This is a genomic window from Streptomyces sp. NPDC090083 (assembly GCF_044747445.1).
GTDB lineage: Bacteria > Actinomycetota > Actinomycetes > Streptomycetales > Streptomycetaceae > Streptomyces.
Map to the genome: position 1 here is coordinate 1033886 of NZ_JBIVED010000001.1, position 15215 is coordinate 1049100.

Below are 15215 nucleotides of genomic sequence, written 5' to 3' on the forward strand. Positions count from 1 at the left end.
CCGTGACGGACCGTCAAGCGCCGGTCGCCATCGTCGGTATGTCGGTGCTGCTGCCGGGCGCCGCCGACCTCGACGCGTACTGGCGGAATCTGCTGGCCGGCACGGACGCCATCAGTGAGGTGCCGGACGGGCGTTGGGACGCGGACTACTACCGGCCGGACTCCGCGGACGGTCCGGCCGTCGCCGACCAGGTGTACTGCCGGCGCGGTGGTTTCGTGGACGGCCTGGCCGAGGTCGAGGTCACCCGGTTCGGCATCATGCCGAACTCGGTGCCCGGCACCGAGCCCGACCAGCTCATCGCCCTCCATGTGGCCGCCGCCGCCCTCGCCGACGCGGGCGGCGAGTCCCGCCTGCCCGACCGGCGGCGCGTGGGCGTCGTGCTCGGCCGGGGCGGCTATCTCACCCCCGGCCTGGTCCGCCTCGACCAGCGGGTCCGTACGGCGGGCCAACTCGTGCACACCCTCGGCGAGTTGCTGCCGGAGCTGGACCCCGGCCAGCTCAACCGCATCCGCACCGCGTTCACCGAACGGCTCGGCCCCGACAGTCCCGAGTCGGTCATCGGGCTGGTCCCCAACCTCGCGGCGTCCCGGGTCGCCAACCGCCTCGACCTGCGCGGCCCGGCGTACACGGTGGACGCGGCCTGCGCCTCCTCGCTGATCGCCGTGGACCAGGCGGTCACCGAACTCGCCGCCGAGCGCTGTGACGTGATGCTCGCGGGCGGTGTCCACCACTGCCACGACATCACGCTGTGGAGCGTCTTCTCCCAGCTGCGCGCGCTCTCCCCGAGCCAGCGCATCCGCCCCTTCCACCGCGATGCCGACGGCATCCTGATCGGCGAGGGCACGGGAGTCGTCGTCCTCAAGCGCCTCGCCGACGCCGAACGCGACGGCGACCGGATCTACGCCGTCATCCGTGGCACCGGTGTGTCCAGCGACGGCCGCGCCGCGAGTCTCGTCAACCCCGACCCGGCCGGCCAGACGCATGCCGTGCGACAGGCCTGGCGCGCGGCGGGGCTCGATCCCGCGCTGCCCGGTTCGCTGGGCCTGCTGGAGGCGCACGGCACGGCGACACCCGCCGGTGACGCGGCCGAACTCGCCACACTGGCGGCGGTGTTCGGGGACCGGGGTACCTCCGGCGGCCGTGCGGTCATCGGCTCGGTGAAGTCGATGATCGGCCACACGATGCCGGCCGCGGGGGTCGCCGGTCTGGTCAAGGCCGCCCTCGCCGTCCACCACGGCGTGCTGCTGCCGACCCTGCACTGCGACGACCCGCACCCGGCGCTCTCGGCCACCCGGTTCCGCCCGCTGGAACAGGCGGCGCCCTGGGAGACGACGTCCGAACAGCCGGTGCGGCGGGCGGCGGTCAACGCGTTCGGGTTCGGCGGCATCAACGCGCATGTGGTGCTGGAGGAAGCGCCGGGAGCCCGCGCGGCACGTCCGTCGAGGGCGGTCGCCGACGAACCGGAACGCCCGAACACCCGCGCCCGTACGGCTTCCGTGGACGAACCGGAACGGGTCCTGACCCTCGCGGCCGACAGCCCCGAGGCCCTCGCCGCGCTGCTGGACACCGACGACTCCGCCCTCCTCTCCGCGTCCGATCCGGCCACAGCCGTGGGCCGTTCGCGGCTCGGCATCGTCGCCCCCGACGCCAAGCGCCTCGCGCTGGCCCGCCGGGCGGTCGCCAAGGGGCGTGCCTGGCAGGGCCGTAGCGATGTGTGGTTCACGCCGGGGCCGCTCATCGGGCCCGGCGCGGGCAAGCTCGCGTTCGTCTTCCCGGGTCTGGAGGGCGACTTCGCTCCCCGGGTCGAGGACGTGGCCGCGCACTTCGGCCTGCGCGAGGCCAGGTCCGCGGCTCCCGCGCGGGTGGGGGACGTCGGCCGCCACGGTTTCGATGTCGTCGGCGTCGGGCGGCTGTTGGACGCGGCACTGCGCGCGATGGGGGTGGTGCCGGACGCGGTCGCCGGACACAGCGTCGGCGAGTGGACCGCGATGACGGCGGCCGGGGTGTACGCGCCGGACGAGGTCAGCGACTTCATGGCGGCGTTCGACCCCGACTCGGTGACGGTCCCGGGCCTCGCCTTCGGGGCGATCGGGGCTCCGGCCGAGCACGTCCTGTCGGCACTCGCCGCCGACTGGCCGGACGCCGGGATCGTCCTCTCGCACGACAACGCGCCGGGCCAGTCGATGGTGTGCGGACCGGACCGGGCGGTGGACGCGTTCGTACGGTCCTTCCGCGCCCAGGGTGTGCTGAGCCAGGTCCTGCCGTTCCGATCGGGCTTCCACACACCGATGTTGAGGCCCTACCTCGCTCCGATCGAGGAGGCCACGAACCGCTTCCGCCTCCACCCGCCGACGATCCCCCTCTGGTCCGGGACCACCGCCTCGCCGTATCCCGCGGAGGAGTCGGCGGTACGCGCGCTCTTCATCCGCCACCTCCTGGAGCCCGTGCGCTTCCGCCAGCTCGTCGAGGCCATGTACGCCGCGGGCCACCGCGCCTTCGTCCAGGTCGGCACGGGCCAGCTCGGCTCCCTCATCGACGCCACCCTCGGCGGACGCGATCACCTGGTCGTGGCCGCCAACTCGCCGCACCGCTCCGGCCTGGCCCAACTCCGGCGCGTGGCGGTGGCGTTGTGGTCGGCGGGCGCCACGACGGACCCGGTGACACTGACCCCTCGGCAGCAGGCGCCACGGCGGGAACGGCCCCCGATCCGGCTCGACATGGACGGCGCCCTCGTCTCCCTCGACGCCCCGGCCCTGGTGGAACTGCGGGCCGGACTGCGCACCCCGACGGCCCCTGCCCATGCCAACACCCCCGCCCTCGCCGCCCTTTCACCCCTGGATGCCCTCACCGACCGCTTCCCGGCCGCCGCCGAACTGCACGCCCTCATGCGCGACACCGCCGACACGGCCGCCCGACTCATCAGTGCGGGCACCGGTCGTACCGCAACAGCCGTCCCTCCACCGCGCGTTGCGGCCGCTCCGCCCGCGCCCCCACGGGAGTGGCGGACCACGGTCCATGTCTCCCCCGAGTCCATGCCGTACCTGATGGACCACTGCTTCTTCCCGCAGCGTCCCGACTGGCCCGATGTCGCCGACCGTTGGCCGGTGGTGCCCGCGACGACGATCGTGCAGCACATCATCGAGACGGCGGAGCAGGCCGCACCGGGTATGCGCGCGGTCGCCGTGCACGACGCGCGGTTCGACCGGTGGCTGACGGCGACCCCGTCGGTCGACGTACCGGTACGGGCGGTCGCGGACAGTCCCGGCCGCCTCGCCGTCTCCTTCGGGCCGCACGCCCGCGGCGTGGTCGAACTGGCCCCGGCGCACGCCCCGTCACCCGCGCCGCACCCCCGCCCCGATCCGGCCTCCGAGCGCGTCCCCGACCACACGGCGGCCCATCTCTACGACGAGCGCTGGATGTTCCACGGCCCGGCGTTCCAGGGCGTCACCGAACTCACCGCGATCGGGGACCGTCACGTACGCGGCGTCATCACCACACCGCCCGCGCCGGGCGCCCTGCTCGACAACGTGGGCCAGATCCTGGGCTACTGGATCATGGCGACCCGCACGGAACGCACCGTCGTCTTCCCGGTCGGCATGCGCGAGATGCGTTTCTACGGCCCGCATCCGCGGCCCGGCACGGAGGTGGAGTGCCTGGTGCGGATCACCTCGCTCACCGACACCGTGCTGGAAGCCGACGTCCAGCTCACGGTCGACGGGGTGGTGTGGGCGGAGCTGGCCGGCTGGCAGGACCGGCGCTTCGACAACGACCCGCAGACCAGGCCGGTCGAGCGCTTCCCCGAGCGCAACACCCTGTCCGAGGCCCGCCCCGGCGGCCGGACCCTGCTCCACGAGCGCTGGCCCGACCTCGCCTCCCGCGATCTCATCATGCGCAACTCCCTGAGCGGCGTGGAGCGTTCGCAGTACGCGGAGCATCCGCCGCGCGGGCGCAGACAGTGGCTGCTGGGCCGGATCGCGGTGAAGGACGCGGTACGGCAGTGGCTGTGGGACCAGGGCGCCGGACCGGTCTACCCGGCGGAGATCCGGGTCCACAACGACGAGTCGGGCCGCCCGTACGTCACCGGTCTGCACGGCCGGACCCTGCCCCCGCTGGACGTCTCGCTGGCCCACCGCGCCGAGGCGGCGGTCGCGATCGTCCGGCCGCATGTGCCCGGTCCCGGCCCCGGTATCGACATCGAGGAGGTCGTGGACCGGCCCCCGGCCACCCTCGGCACGGCGCTCGGCGAGGAGGAACTCGGGCTGCTGCGCGCGCAGTCGGCGGCCACCGGTGAGTCCGAGGCGCTGTGGTTCGCCCGCTTCTGGGCGGCGAAGGAAGCGGTGGCCAAGGCGGAGGGCACCGGCTTCCGGGGCCGCCCGCGTGACTTCGCCGTCTTCCATGTGGCCTCCGGGTCACGGCTGTTGGTGTCGGGGCGGCTGGAACGCGCCTACACCGTGCACTACGAGCCGGCCGGCAGTCCCCACCGCCTGCCGGACAGGACCTACGTCGTGGCCTGGACGACGGGACCCGCGCACGAGGAGGAGTACGACCGATGACCCCCACCACCGAGGACACCGTCCTCGCCGATCTCACCGGCATGCTCAGCACGCTCCTGGAGGACGAATACGGCGTGGACGACGCCGAGATCACCATGTCGACGACCTTCAACCGGGACCTGGAGCTGGAGAGCATCGACCTGGTGACCCTGGCAGGGCTGCTCCAGGAGCACTACGGCACGAAGGTCAACTTCGCCGAGTTCCTGGCCGGGATGGAGTTCGACGAGATCATCGAACTCACCGTCGGCCGGCTCGTGGAGTACGTCGTGCAGAGCCTCAAGGCAGCCGAGGCGGGCTGACCCATGGCGATGGTCGACACCGGTCAACTCCGGCTGCACGTCCAGCGGATGGGCCCGCCCGACGGCCGTCCGGTCACCGCCACGGCGGTGCTCGTGCACGGTCTGCTCACCGACAGCCTGGCCAGCTACTACTTCACCGTCGCGCCGCCGTTCGCGCTGGCCGGCATCGACGTCGTGATGTACGACCTGCGCGGGCACGGCCGCAGCGGGCGGCCGGCCACGGGCTACACCCTCGACGACAACATCGACGACCTGGAGGCGCTGCTCGACCGCCTGGAGGTGACGGGACCGGTCCATCTGGTCGGCAACTCCTACGGCGGGACGGTCGCGTTCGGCTACGCGGCCCGCCGTCCGGAGCGGGCCGCCAGTGTCTCCCTGATCGAGTCGGAACCGGCGACCACGGCCTGGGCGCCGAAGCTCGGCGGCATCCTGGACCGTGTGCTGCACGAGCTGGCGCACAACGAGGACGACGCGATCGCCTGGATCAGCGCGCACCGCGGCCACAACACCGCCCGCCTCGCGAAGGGCGCCGCCCGCCTGGCCCGCGAGACCTCCCTCTCCCAGGACATCCCGGCCAGCCGGGTGCTGACGGATCGTCAGATACGTGCGGTGCGCTGTCCGGTGCTCGGCATCTACGGCGGCGACTCGGACCTCGCCCTGCTCGCACCGTGGCTGGAGTCCACGCTGCCGGACTGCCGGACCGTCGTCGTCCCCGGCCATGAGCACTCCGTGCTGGTCGAGGCGGCGGGCACGGTCGGCGGCCACGTCCTGTCCCTGATCCAGGCGAGTACGCCCGCGGCGGCGGCTCGGTGAGCCGGTTCCTGTTCGTCGTCCCGCCGTTGGTGGGCCACATCAACCCGGCCGCCGCCGTGGCCGCCGAACTGACCGCCCGTGGCCACGAGTCGGCGTGGGCGTGCGCGGACCCCGCACTCGTGCGGCGGCTCGCGGACGAGGCCGCGACCGTGTTCACGTGCGCCGGTCCGGTGCCGGGTGACCAGGCCGGCGCGCGCCCGGCGGACATCCGTGGTCCGGAGGCGCTGAAGTTCCTGTGGGAACGCTTCCTGGCGCCGCTGGCCGTGGAGATGGCGCCGGGGGTCGGGACGGCCGTGACGGAGTTCCGGCCCGACGTGGTCGTCGCCGACCAACAGGCCCTGGCCGGTGGGCTGGTGGCCGAGCGGCTGGGGGTGCCCTGGGCGACCTCGGCGACCACGACGGCCGAGTTCACCGACCCGCTGGCCGGTATGCCCAAGGTCGGGGAGTGGCTCGACGGGCTGCTCGGCGAGCTGCGGGCAGGCATCGGCGACCCGACGGGCAGCGCCGACCCGCGCTTCTCCCCGCACCTGGTACTGGCGTTCAGCACCCCCGAACTCGCGGGGACCGAGGGCCCGCCGGGGGTTCCGATCCGCTGGGTCGGCCCGTCGATCGCCGCGCGTCCGGCCACGCCCGACTTCCCCTGGGACTGGCTGGACCCGTCCCGCGCCACGGTTCTGGTGAGCCTCGGCACCGCCAACACGGACGTGGGAGCGCGCTTCCTCACCGAGTGCGTGACGGCGCTGCGGGCCCGGACCGACACCGCCCAGGCAGTCGTTGTCGATCCGGGCCGGACCCTGGGCTCACCCGACGGACCGGACAAGGACCTGCTGGTCCTCCCGTCCGTCCCCCAACTCCCGCTTCTGGAACGGGTCGACGCGGTCGTCTGCCACGCCGGGCACAACACGGTCTGCGAGGCCCTCTGGCACGGCGTCCCGCTCGTCGTCGCCCCGATCCGCGACGACCAGCCCGTCGTGGCCGCCCAAGTCACCGGCGCCGGTGCGGGAGTCCGGGTCCGCTTCGGCCGGGTGACGGCCACCCGACTCGGCGCGGCCCTGGACGCCGTACTCCACGAACCCGCGTACCGCGCCGCCGCCGACCGCGTCCGTACGGCGTTCCGCGCGGCCGGCGGCACCCGTACGGCGGCGGACCATCTGGAGCGGCTGGCGGCCGGCGCGTCCCCCGAGGAGGACCAGTGAGCAACGAGCCCGTGAGCGACGAGCGGCGGACCACGCCCCCGAGCCGCGCCGAACAGGTCGCCGCACTGCGCCCCGTCTACCAGGCCGACCTGGCCGAGGGTGTGGACCGGTTCTTCGAACCCCGGCGCGAGACCTGCCCCTGGTGCGACTCGTCCCGGCTCCGCACCAGGCTGCGCACCAGGGACCTGATCCAACACAAGCCGGGCACCTTCGAGTTGGACCAGTGCGAGGACTGCCGGCACACCTTCCAGAACCCCCGACTGAGCCCGGCCGGGCTGGAGTTCTACTACCGGGACTTCTACGACGGCCTGGGCGAGAAGCAGTTGGGCAACACGTTCGCGGCCCGTACCAAGATGTACGAGCAGCGCGCGCAGTCACTGCTCCCGCACGCGCCGGATCCGAAGAACTGGCTGGACGTCGGAACGGGCCACGGCCACTTCTGCGAGTCGGCCCGCACGGTCTACCCCGACACCACCTTCGACGGCCTCGACTTCACGGACGGCGCCGAACTCGCCGAGCGGGCGGGCCGGGTGGAGCGCGGATACCGGGGCAGCTTCCCGGAGCTGGCCCCGGATCTCGCGGGCCACTACGACGTCGTCAGCATGTTCCACTACCTGGAGCACAGCACCGAGCCGGAGCGCGAACTGGCCGCCGCCCACCGGGCCGTGCGTCCCGGCGGCCACCTCCTGATCGAGGTCCCGGACCCCGACAGCCGCTACTCCCGGCTGCTCGGCCGCTGGTGGCTGCCGTGGCTCCAGCCGCAGCACCTGCACTTCATCCCGGTCGGGAACCTGCGCCGCCGTCTGGCCGACCTGGGCTTCACGGTCGTGGCCGAGCAGCACGCGGAACCCCACGACCCGGTCGACCTGCTGGCCGGCACCTGGCTGGCCCTGGACACGGCCGCTCCGCGCGACGACCTTCCGTGGCTGCCGGGACCGCCGACCGGGCTGGCCCGTGCGGGCCGTGCGGCGGTGCTGATCGCGGGCATCCCGGCACTGCTCCTCGGCACGCTCCTGGACCGGTTCGCCGTGAAGCGGCTGTCGCACCGGCTGGGCGTGTCGAACGCCTACCGGCTGGTGGCGCGACGGGACTGAGCCCCCTTGCTCCGGGACCCGGCCGGCCGAGTACCGGCCGTCCCCCCATTGAATGATGCATTCACCGCGTCTAGCATCACTCGGTGATTCCATCAATTCTCGTCCGGCTTCCGCTCCAAGGCGGTGGGCGTGACGGGGGGCGTGGCGACGGCGAGCAGCCGCGGCCCGGTTCCGGGGGCTCCGGCCGCTCGCCCACGAGGGTCCGGCTCAGCTCGCGGTACGGCGGATTCGCCCCGCGTACCGCTTCTCCAGTTCGAGGTTGCCCTCGAAGCCGCCGGGCACGTTGGCCGAGACGTACACGGGCGGCCGGTCTCCCGAGGCGATCAGCCGCGCCGCCGCCTCCGCGACCGTGAGCTGGACGAGCATCGCGCCGGTGAGCGTGGACAGGGCGCACACGGCACCCCCGGCGGGGAGTTCGAGGAGGGCGTCGCCGGGTGGGGCCGCGTTGTCGAGGACGACGTCGGCGAGGTCGGCGAGCTTCCTGCCGCTCGGGTGACCGGCGGGGACGGCCCGGGTGTGGGCGAGCGAGGTGATGGCCAGCAGCCGGTGGCCGCGCTCCTTCACCCGCAGGGCCATCTCCACGATCACCTTGTTCACACCGGAGTTGGAGATGATCACGAAGAGATCCTCGGGGCGGGGCGCGGCGAGGTCGTAGAGGCGGTCGGCGATCCCGGCCCGGCGCTCCAGCAGCGGGTCGTCGAGGACGCTCGGGGCGTCGCCGCCGTAGAGGACGAGGTCGGCGATGCTGAGGCGGTTGGTGGGGACCAGGCCCCCGGCGCGGCCGGCGAGTTCGAGGACCATGGCCTGGGAGTGGCCGGTGCCGAAGGCCTGGACGACGCCGTCGGTGCGGACGCAGTCCGCGATCAGTTCGGCGGCGCGGGACACGGTGTCGCGGCTGGACTCGGTGATGTGCCGGAGGACGGCCAGGCTCTCGCGCGCGAAGGTCTCGGCGCTCACGGACTCGGCGGACACGCGACTCTCCCCACCGGTGGATCAAACCACCTTCTTCTTCTTGATCAATGAATCAATAAACCATATGCGGTCCTGGTATTCAACCGATGGCCTGTGGGGTGGCTGATACCTTCTCCCCATGCCCCCGACAGACGTCACCGCCCTCATCCGCACCGAGCTGCCCCGGCTGGCCGGCTCACTGCGGAAGGTCGGCGAACTGATCCTGGAGGACCCCGCCGCCGTCACCCACTGCTCGGCCGCCGAACTCGGCCGCCGCACCGGCACCTCGCAGGCCACGGTGACCCGGTTCTGCCGGGCGGTCGGCCTCGACTCGTACCAGCACCTGCTGATCGAGCTGGCCCAGGAGCGCGGCCGGGGAGAGGTCTCCGACTGGGGCACCGCCGAGATCGGCCCGGACATCTCCCCGGACGACGATCTCGAACGGGTCGTGCAGGTCGTGGGCAGCGCGGACCTCCGAGCGGTCCAGCAGACGATCGACCGGATCGACCTCGACGCGGTGGAGCGCGCGGCCACCGCCGCCGCCCGCGCGCGGCGGATCGACGTCTACGGCATCGGCGGCAGCGGGGCCGTCGCCCAGGAGACCGAGACCCGGCTGTTCCGCATCGGCTGCGCGGTGCGCGGCTGGACCGAGGTGCACGCGGCCACCACCTCCGCCGCCCTGCTCACCCCGGCGGACGTCGCGATCGGCATCTCCCAGTCCGGTTCGACGCGCGAGACCATCGAACCCTTCGAACTGGCCAAGGAGCGCGGCGCCACCACCGTCGCGCTCACCTCCGACCCGCGCTCCCCGCTGGCCCGCGCCGCCGACATCCGGCTCATCTCCTCGTCCTCCGCGACGAGTTTCCCCACCGGCATCATCGGCGCCCGCCACTCCGTCCTGGTCCTCATCGACTGTCTCTACGTCCGCATCGCGCAGCTCTCCTACCAGCGCGCGAGCGCCTCACTCGCCCTGACCGACCACATCGCCGGGGAGCACACGGCCAAGCAGCGCAGGGGCCGGTGATCCCAGGGGTCAGGCGGGCGAGGAGGCCGCGGACCCGGCTGTCGAGGGAGGCGGTGGGGTCGGTCATCGGCCGTCCCCGTGGTGGGCGAGGCGAGCGAGGGCGACCGCGCCCCGGCAGCCGTCCGGTACCCAGTCGAGGGTGAGACCGAGGGTGCGGAGGCGGGCGGTGAGGCGGGCCGTCAACGGGCCCTGGGGACCGAGCAGGCCGCCGGTGGCGACGATGCGTTCGCCCGGGTCCGGCCCCAACGCCCGCACGGTGGCGGCCAGTTGCTCCGCCGCCTCGTCGAGGATGCCCTCCGCCACGGGGTCCTTGTCCCCGGCCGCCGCGACGACCAGCGGGGCGAACCGGGCCAGGCGGACGGGGGGTTCGGCCATGACGGCGGGGAGGACGTGCATGCGGTAGGCCTCGCGGTGGGCGCGGGTCCAGTCGGTGGCGCCGGGCAGTTCGCCGGCCGGCACTCCGAGCGCCTGTCCGACGGACCTGGCCAGCACGGTCGCAGGGCCGCGCCCGTCCGCCATGCGGAGGGCCGCGCGTACCGCGCTCCGGCCGATCCAGAAGCCGCTGCCGTCGTCACCGAGGAGCCAGCCGTCGCCGTCGACGCTGGTCGTGGTGCGACGGCCGGTGATGCGCAGGGCGACCGCTCCGGTGCCGGCGACCAGGGCGAGGCCGTCGGCCGGGGTGCCGGGGGCGGAGGCGAAGGCCGCCTCGATGTCGCTGCAGACGCGGAGCCGGTCGGTGGGGACGCCGAGGCGCCGCAGCGCGGCCGTGAGGGCGGTGCGGGCGTTGACGTGTCCCGGATCCTCGGTGGAGGCGGCCGTGGCGCCCGCGAAGCCGCCGGACACGGCGACCACCCGGGAGCGCATCGCCTCGGGGACGGCCTGGCCGATCGCCTCGGCCAGGTGGTCGGTGAGGCGCGGGACCGGCACGGTCAGGGCGTTGCCGGGACCGGCCGCGCCCTCGCCGAGGGGACGGCCGTCCTCGGCGGTGGCGAGGACGGCGCGGGTGCGGGTGCCTCCGGCGTCGAGGCCGATCACCCATTCCTGGTTCACATCATTGCTCATCGCTGACCATGGTGGAGTGGACGCGGCTGCGCACGGAAGGACTCCGGCCCGCGGTGGTGCCGGTCGAACGGGCGGCGGACGCGGGGTACGTGGCGGCGCGGGGCTTCAGGGAAGCCGTACGGCCGGAGTGACAAACGGCGCGGCCGTCCCGCGTCCGGCGCTCACGCGCCCGCCAACACCTCGGCGACGGCACGCAGGTTGACCTTTCCCCGCCTGTAGGAGCAGAGGGCGCCGCCCTCCGGCAGGCCGGTGTCGACCAGGAGGGCGTCGGGCCGCCGGGCCGCCAGCGTGTCGCGCAGCCGGGCCTGCCAGGGGTGCAGACCGGCGTCGGAGGTGGCGACGACCAGCGGGGCGCCCGTCCGCGCGATCCCCTCCACGAGGGCGGCCTCGTCCGTCGGCTCGGCGCTGAGCGCCGTGCCGGTGGCCTCGGGGTCGAAGGCACGGAGTTCGGTGAGGAGGTCCTCGCCGCGCCGGTCGAGGGCGGGGTGCGGGGCCGGGAACAGGTCGACGACGTGGGCGCCGCGCACCGGCGCGGGCAGGGCCCGGGTGCGTACAGCGCGGCGGGCCGCTTCGAGGCCGGCGTCCGCGTCCCAGGGGGCGGTCATCCGGCGCGGGGTCGCGTACCGCTCGGCGAGCCGCCGTACACGACCGGCCGCCTCCCGTACCCGCTCCTCGGGCAGCGCGCCGGAGTGCAGCGCGTCGAGGACGGCGTCCCGGCAGGCCAGGGTGACCTCCAAGTCCGGTACGGCGACGATGACTTGGTCCGCTCCGGCGGCGAGGGCGATCCTGGCACCGGCGGCCTCGCCGTACGCGTCGGCGATGGCCTTCATCTCCAGGGCGTCGCTCACCAGGACGCCTTCGAAGCCGAGTTCGAGGCGGAGCAGATCGCCGAGGATGCGCCGGCTCAGGGTGGCGGGGCGATTGGCGTCGAGGGCCGGGAAGACGACGTGGGCGCTCATCAGCATCGGCACGCCCGCGTCGATGGCGGCGCGGAACGGGGCGAGGTCGACGAGGAGCCGGTCGTAGGGCCTCGCGTCGACCGCGATGCCGTGGTGGCTGTCGGTGACGGTGCCGCCGTGGCCGGGGAAGTGCTTGGCGCACGAGGCGACGCCGCGGGCGTCGGTGGCGTCGATCCAGGCGCGCAGATGGCGGGCGGCCAGGACGGGGTCGGCGCCGAAGGAGCGGGTGCGCACGATCGGGTTGCGCGGCTCGTGCTGGAGGTCGGCGACGGGGGCGTAGGAGGCGGTGATGCCGAGCGTGGCGAGATGGCCGGCGAGGGCGTCGGCGCAACGGGCGGTCAGGGCCGGGTCGTCGGCGACTCCGAGGGCGTAGGAATCGGGGACCTCCGGGGCGTCGGCCCGCACCAAGTGGCCTGTTCCGCCGCCCTCGTTGTCGATGGCGACGAGCAGGTCGGGGCGGATGGAGCGGAGTTCGTCGGTGAGGCGGCGGACCTGTTCGGCGTCGCGCACGTTGCGGGTGAAGAGGATGACCCCGCCGAGGCCGCGGTCGATGAGCCGCTTGAGCGGGTGCGGGACGGCCGTCGTGCCGTCGAACCCGGCGACCAGACAGCGGTGGGCCGCCTCGTCGAGGTCGACGGGGAGGGTGGCTGCGGCGGCGGACGGACGCTCGGCGTGGGTCATAACGAAATTCAAATGGTTCGACAAGCCGGAAGTCAACAAAGTGATGGATTGTTGATTCAGGCAATGAACTGGAATGAACTCGGGTGATCTGGAGTGGCGCGGGCCCGGCGCGGGGATGACACAGAGGACTGGCCCGGGGCCGGGACAGGTGGTGCGGGTGCGTGTTCCCCCACGCCCCACCCGCATCGCACGCCGCGACCACCGTGCCGTTCACGCCATGTATGCCGTCCGCGTCGCCCACCCGCCCGCGCGCCTTCCGCTTCCGGACACCGCGGCGTCATACCGGAGGGGAACGTTTCGCCTCGTGTCCCTGCTTCCGCTCGAAGACATCCCCGGGCCGCTCCCCGCCTCCACCGCCGGCCCCGCTCCCACCCCTGCCCCCGCCCCCTTCCGGCTCCCGTCCGCGGCACGCCTCATCACCAAGGTGCTGACCCTGCTGCCCCTGCTGCTGATCGCGGTGTGGGCGGCGGTCGACTGGCGTGCCATGTACGACGGCGCGACCAGGCTCGCCTCCGCCGACCCCTGGTGGCTGCTGGCCGCGTTCTTCTTCACCTGCCTCGGCTGGGGCACCGCCGCCCTGGTCCGCCAGGGTGCCGTGCCGGAACGGCTGCCGACCGGTCTGCTGATCGCCTCGCAGTTCGCCGCCGGTGCCGCCAACCACGCCCTTCCGGCCAGCATCGGCGCCCACGCCGTCACGCTGCGCTTCCTCCAGGGCCGCGGCATCCCCCTCGCCCGCGCGACCGCCTCGCTCGCCCTGTACTCCCTGGTCAGACCGATCGCGAAGACGCTCGTCCTGCTCGTGTTCCTGGTGTCCTTCCCCGAGATCCTGCGCTCCGGCCAACTTGTGCCCCAGGGCTGGTCGTTGGTCCTCGCCTTCGGAGGCCTCGGCGCCGCGTTCGTCACGGCCGCCCTGCTCCTGGCCGTCGTACGCCCCCTGCGCCGCCCGGTCCTGCGCTGCTTCCGGACCGCCCTGACCGACGTACGGCAGCTGCACACCATGCCCAGCCGTGTTCTCGCCCTGTGGGGCGGGGCCGCCGCCGCGCCGGTGCTTCAGGCGACCGTGATCTTCGCGGTCGGCGCCTCGCTCGGCATGCCGCTGTCCTGGCCGCAGGTCGTCCTCGCGTTCCTCGCCGCGAGCACGGCGGTCGGCGCGGTGCCGGCCCCCGGCGGGATCGGTCCGGTGGACGCGGCGACCGTGTTCACGATGGTCGCGTTCGGCGCGCCCATGGAACTGGCCACGGCGAGCGTCATCGGCTACCGGGTCCTGACGGTGTGGGTGCCGTTGCTGCCGGGAGCCCTGATGCTGTCGGCACTGGCGCACCGGAAGGTGCTGTGACCGGAAATCCCCGGTAGGTCGAAGTCCCTTTGCGCAGGGGCCTGTTGCACGTCTGATGGCACGTCCGAGCTGACCGCTCCACCTCGCGAGGCCCTACCGCGGTGTCAGGACTCCGCCGCCGTCCGCACGGCCGCCTCGGTCAGGGTCGTCGCCGTGCGGACCGCGCTGGCGACGGCCTCGTCCGGGGAGAGGCCCAGCAGGTCGGTGAGGGTGAACAGGGCGTCCGCGCCCATGACCACCGCGAGGCTCCGCTTGAGCTGGGTGAGCGCGTCCGGGTCGGTCGTCCCAAGGGTGGCCGCGAGGGGGGAGAGGGCGTGGTCGATGAGGCCGAAGCGGATGCCGGGTCTCATGTTCGCCGTGTCGGGGCGGACGATCGTCGCGGACATCATCGCGCGCACCCCGCCCTGGCGGGCCAGTATGCCGCGGAGGAGGAACTCGCAGGCGAACGCGATCCGTTCGACCGGATCGCGGGAGTCGGCGACCGGGGCGAGCGCGTCGATCGGGTCGGGCCAGACGCCCGCGAGGGCCTCGCCGATCAGGGACGGCAGGTCGGGGAAGTAGCGGTACGCGGTGGCCTCGGAGACCAGGGCGGCGCGGGCGACCTCGGGCATGGTCACCTCGCCGCCGGAGCCGATCAGGCCGCGGGCCGCTTCGACGATCGCCGTACGGGTGCGCTTCTTCTGGTTGCTGCGGCCCGTGTCCGTCTGCGCTGTCGCCATCGGTGCGTCACTCCCCGTACCCGTTCGTCGTCGGCGTCCGTCCCGCCGACTTTATCACGCCACACTCTCGTCATGAGAGTCCACTTGCACGACGAGAGGTGCGGGCCTAGGGGTCCGGAGGGCCACAACGTGCCGCGAACTGAGGGGAGTCGGCGACGAGCGAGGTGACGAACGAGATGACGAATGAGGTGCTGAATGAGGTGACCGGCGAGGGCTTCTACGTCGTCTCGGGCACCGTGCGCTTCACCATCGGCGAGACCGTGCACATCGCCCCGGCCGGCACCCTCGCGATGATCCCGCCGGGCGCCCCGCACACCTTCGCCAACCCCGGCGACGAACCCGCGGTGATGATCAACACCTTCACGCCCGACCTGTACGTGCGGTACTTCCGTGACCTGCGGGACATGATCGCGGGCGGCCGGGAACTCGACGCCGGGTCGACGATCGAGGTGATGAGCCGGTACGCCACGGTCCCCTCGACCGACTTCGCCTGAACCAGGCCGAGTCGAGGGGACCGTGGCCGCCGGG

General features: G+C 73.4%; 12 protein-coding genes and 1 pseudogene. 9 read left to right on the plus strand and 4 right to left on the minus strand.

Features of this window, described 5'->3' with window-relative positions:
- Positions 1-2 precede the first annotated feature (2 nt).
- The 5 genes from ACIPTO_RS04335 to ACIPTO_RS04355 are packed head-to-tail and all read left to right on the plus strand — an operon-like array spanning position 3 to position 7955.
- On the plus strand, positions 3-4553 hold the full coding sequence (locus ACIPTO_RS04335) for a beta-ketoacyl synthase N-terminal-like domain-containing protein (protein ID WP_401189373.1): 4551 nt from the start codon (positions 3-5) through the stop codon (positions 4551-4553).
- Positions 4550-4852: an acyl carrier protein gene (locus ACIPTO_RS04340; protein ID WP_401189375.1), complete on the plus strand. Its 303-nt coding sequence runs from the start codon at positions 4550-4552 to the stop codon at positions 4850-4852. The genes ACIPTO_RS04335 and ACIPTO_RS04340 overlap by 4 nt, the downstream gene beginning before the upstream one ends.
- Before the next feature lie 3 nt (positions 4853-4855).
- Positions 4856-5665: an alpha/beta fold hydrolase gene (locus ACIPTO_RS04345; protein WP_401189376.1), complete on the plus strand. Its 810-nt coding sequence runs from the start codon at positions 4856-4858 to the stop codon at positions 5663-5665.
- Positions 5662-6861, plus strand: a complete 1200-nt coding sequence (locus ACIPTO_RS04350) for a glycosyltransferase (RefSeq protein ID WP_401189378.1) — start codon at positions 5662-5664, stop codon at positions 6859-6861. The genes ACIPTO_RS04345 and ACIPTO_RS04350 overlap by 4 nt, the downstream gene beginning before the upstream one ends.
- Entirely contained in the window at positions 6858-7955 is a 1098-nt protein-coding gene (locus ACIPTO_RS04355) for a class I SAM-dependent methyltransferase (protein ID WP_401189380.1), read from the plus strand. Before ACIPTO_RS04350 ends, ACIPTO_RS04355 begins: the two co-directional genes overlap by 4 nt.
- A gap of 207 nt (positions 7956-8162) precedes the next feature.
- Here the strand turns inward: ACIPTO_RS04355 and ACIPTO_RS04360 are convergent, their stop codons facing one another.
- On the minus strand, positions 8163-8927 hold the full coding sequence (locus ACIPTO_RS04360) for a sugar isomerase domain-containing protein (protein ID WP_401189381.1): 765 nt from the start codon (positions 8925-8927) through the stop codon (positions 8163-8165).
- A gap of 118 nt (positions 8928-9045) precedes the next feature.
- Here ACIPTO_RS04360 and ACIPTO_RS04365 point away from each other — a divergent pair, with 118 nt between their 5' ends.
- The gene (locus ACIPTO_RS04365; RefSeq protein ID WP_366312239.1) at positions 9046-9930 is read left to right on the plus strand and encodes a MurR/RpiR family transcriptional regulator; all 885 of its coding nucleotides are present in this window, start codon (positions 9046-9048) and stop codon (positions 9928-9930) included.
- A gap of 63 nt (positions 9931-9993) precedes the next feature.
- Here ACIPTO_RS04365 and ACIPTO_RS04370 read toward each other — a convergent pair whose 3' ends face one another.
- Positions 9994-10992, minus strand: a complete 999-nt coding sequence (locus ACIPTO_RS04370) for an N-acetylglucosamine kinase (RefSeq protein WP_401189383.1) — start codon at positions 10990-10992, stop codon at positions 9994-9996.
- Between the two features lie 8 nt (positions 10993-11000).
- Between ACIPTO_RS04370 and ACIPTO_RS04375 the strand changes: the two genes are divergently transcribed.
- The gene (locus tag ACIPTO_RS04375) at positions 11001-11123 is read left to right on the plus strand and encodes a hypothetical protein (RefSeq protein WP_401189385.1); all 123 of its coding nucleotides are present in this window, start codon (positions 11001-11003) and stop codon (positions 11121-11123) included.
- A 30-nt stretch (positions 11124-11153) separates the two neighbouring features.
- On the opposite strand, the gene ACIPTO_RS04380 is transcribed toward ACIPTO_RS04375, so the two are convergent.
- Complete coding sequence (locus ACIPTO_RS04380; protein WP_401189386.1) at positions 11154-12632, minus strand: glycoside hydrolase family 3 N-terminal domain-containing protein; 1479 nt, start codon at positions 12630-12632, stop codon at positions 11154-11156.
- A gap of 304 nt (positions 12633-12936) precedes the next feature.
- Between ACIPTO_RS04380 and ACIPTO_RS04385 the strand changes: the two genes are divergently transcribed.
- Entirely contained in the window at positions 12937-13968 is a 1032-nt protein-coding gene (locus tag ACIPTO_RS04385) for a YbhN family protein (protein WP_401189388.1), read from the plus strand.
- A gap of 104 nt (positions 13969-14072) precedes the next feature.
- On the opposite strand, the gene ACIPTO_RS04390 is transcribed toward ACIPTO_RS04385, so the two are convergent.
- On the minus strand, positions 14073-14687 hold the full coding sequence (locus ACIPTO_RS04390) for a TetR/AcrR family transcriptional regulator (RefSeq protein ID WP_401189390.1): 615 nt from the start codon (positions 14685-14687) through the stop codon (positions 14073-14075).
- A gap of 209 nt (positions 14688-14896) precedes the next feature.
- Between ACIPTO_RS04390 and ACIPTO_RS04395 the strand changes: the two are divergent.
- Positions 14897-15181 (plus strand): annotated as a pseudogene (locus ACIPTO_RS04395) (cupin domain-containing protein); the annotation flags it as partial.
- Positions 15182-15215 lie beyond the last annotated feature (34 nt).